The following is a 2,595-nucleotide window of genomic DNA, read 5'->3' on the forward strand; positions in this document are numbered from 1 at the left end:
CCCTGATGGCCACCCAAATTCCCCCGTCTATGGCCACCTCAAACTCCCCCACCTGAACTGATCGGGGATAGAGGTTAAACGCCGGCGTCGTCGGCACCTGTTGGCAGGACATTGATCCGGTCTTCCTCGAGGGAAGGCCAAGGAGTGAATGTCTTGAAGTCCAACCAACGCGCCACCATAGAGACACTGCTGGAGCGCAACACATCGCAACGCGAGATCGCCCGCATCACGGGCATCGACCGCAAGACGGTCAGGAGCTACCACCAGCGCTGGCTGGAGCAACTGCAGTCAATTTCCCCCGGGGTGGCCACCGGCTCGGCCCAGCAAATTCCCCCACCCTGGCCACCGGCTCCTGTGCCGGTGGCCACCTCCCTGTGCGAACCCTGGCGCGAGTTCATCGAAGCCCAGCTGCGGCTCAAACGCAACGCCACGGCCATCTACCAGGACCTGGTCGACCAGCACGGCTTTGCCGGGCAGTACAACTCCGTCAAACGGTTCTGTGCAAAGCTGCGCCACAAGGAGCCCGAGCAGTTTGATCGCCTGTCCTTCCTGCCTGGGGAGGAGATGCAGGTGGACTACGGCGAGGGCGCGCCCACCCGCGTGCCCGGCAGCGACCGGTATCGCAAACCCCGTCTGTTCGTGGCCACGCTGCGCTACTCCCGTGCCAGTTTCCGGTGCGTGGTCTGGAAGTCCAGCCACCAGGTCTGGGCCGAGCTGCACGAGCAGGCCTTTCGCCACTTTGGAGGCTGCCCGCAGTACGTGGTGCTGGACAATCTCAAGGAGGGCGTCATCAAACCCGACCTGTACGAGCCCGAGCTCAACAAGGTCTACGCCGCCACCCTGGTGCACTACGACGTGGTGGCCGACCCGGCGCGGGTACGGGACCCCAACCGCAAGGGCACGGTCGAGCATGCCATTGGCCACACGCAGGCCACGGCTTTGAAGGGCCGGCGCTTTGAGTCCATCGAGGCCCAGAACGAGTTCCTGGCGCACTGGGAGAAGAACTGGGCGGCCAAGCGCATCCACGGCACCGAGCGGCGTCAGGTACAAGCCATGTTCGAGGAGGAGAGGTCTCACCTCAAGCCCCTGCCGCTGCTGGGCATGCAGTATTTCGACGAGGCGGTGCGTACCGTCTGTGACGACAGCTGCGTGCGGGTGGATCACAGCAGCTACGCCGCGCGACCGGCGAGCATCGGCTCCAAGGTGTTGGTGCGCATCTACGCCCAGCGCATCGAGATCCGTGACATCAACACCGCGGCCTTGCTGCGCACCCACGCCAAGGCCGAGCGCCCCGGCACGGTGGTGCTGCCCATGGACGAGCGGGTGTTCAATCCTTCGCGCGAGACCCGTCTGATCCTGCGACAGGCCAGCGAGATCGGTGAGCACGCCAGCCGGCTGTGCCAGTTGCTCTTTGCCATCGAGGGCCGAGTGGGCCAGCGCAAGCTCTGGGGCATCGTCAGTCTGGCCAGGCGTTACCCGGCACACTGCATCAATGCGGCCTGCGCGCAGGCCCTGGAGCAAGGGATCTACAGCTACAAGCGCGTGCTGGCTCTGACTCAAACCATCTTTGCCCAGGCACTGGCGACCATCGAGACCGCCTCCAGCGGTGCGCCTGCCAGTGATTCCCACACGCTGACCCAGCAGCATGAGCTCATCCGCGACGCCGATGAGTACGCCGATCTGTTCGCGCACGCGGCCGCCGTCACAGCGACCACCGCCACCGGCAGCACCACTGCAACCACCACCGAGCAAGGGGGCCGGGCATGAACATGATCGAGATCGAACGCGCCCTGCGCGAGCTGCGCCTGTCCGGCATCGCCGAGACCCTGTCGACCCGCGTGATGCAGGCCCAGGCCGCCCAGCAGCCCTTCCTGGAGACCTTCGCCGCCATGCTCCAGGACGAGCTGGACCGGCGCCGCTCGCGCCTGACCGAGCGCCGCTTCAAGCGCTCGGGCCTGGATGAACGGCTCTCTCTGGCGGACTTCGACTGGCGTTTCAATCCCAAGCTGCCGCGCAGTGCCTGCTTCGATTTGCACACGCTGAAGTTCATCGGCGAGGGCGCCAACGCGTTGATCATCGGCAAGCCCGGCACCGGCAAGAGCCATGTGGCCAAGGCCGTGGCCTACCAGGCGACCTTGCAGGGCTATGACGTCCGTTACCTGGAAGCCGATACCGAGTTTGCCCGTTACGCGTTGGCCAGCACCGCAGAGCGCACCGAGCTGCTCAAGGACTGGGTCGCACCGGACTTGCTCATCCTCGATGACCTGTTCCTGGCCAGGCGCATCAGCGAGCACGCCGCCGAAGTCCTGCAGGCCATCGTGCACCAGCGCTACAAGCTGCGCCGAGCCATCGTCATCACTTCCAACCGCGTGGTGCAGGACTGGGGCAAATACCTGGGCGACGCCACCATGGCCAGCACCATTCTGGATCGCCTCATGCACCGCTGCGCGATGCTGGAGTTCGAGGGCAAGAGCTACCGCCTCAAAGAGGCCGCCGCTCGCATCGCCATCACCCCCGAGTCGTCATAATCTGACCGGTCCTGCCTGGGGGAATTTGGGGTGGCCAAGGGTGGGGGAATTTGACCTGGCCATCGGG

The 2,595-nt window shown here is 65.2% G+C and carries 2 protein-coding genes; both read left to right on the forward strand.

What is annotated here, in order from left to right; genetic code table 11:
• The first annotated feature begins 144 nt into the window (after positions 1-144).
• Positions 145-1,767, forward strand: coding sequence for an IS21 family transposase (gene istA / locus CON77_RS12420; RefSeq protein ID WP_024972734.1), 1,623 nt, complete (start codon positions 145-147; stop codon positions 1,765-1,767).
• Positions 1,764-2,528, forward strand: coding sequence for an IS21-like element helper ATPase IstB (gene istB, locus CON77_RS12425; protein WP_024972733.1), 765 nt, complete (start codon positions 1,764-1,766; stop codon positions 2,526-2,528). Before istA ends, istB begins: the two co-directional genes overlap by 4 nt.
• The last annotated feature ends 67 nt before the right edge of the window (positions 2,529-2,595 follow it).

Source organism: Macromonas nakdongensis, from assembly GCF_002837145.1.
GTDB classification, from domain to species: domain Bacteria; phylum Pseudomonadota; class Gammaproteobacteria; order Burkholderiales; family Burkholderiaceae_C; genus Macromonas_B; species Macromonas_B nakdongensis.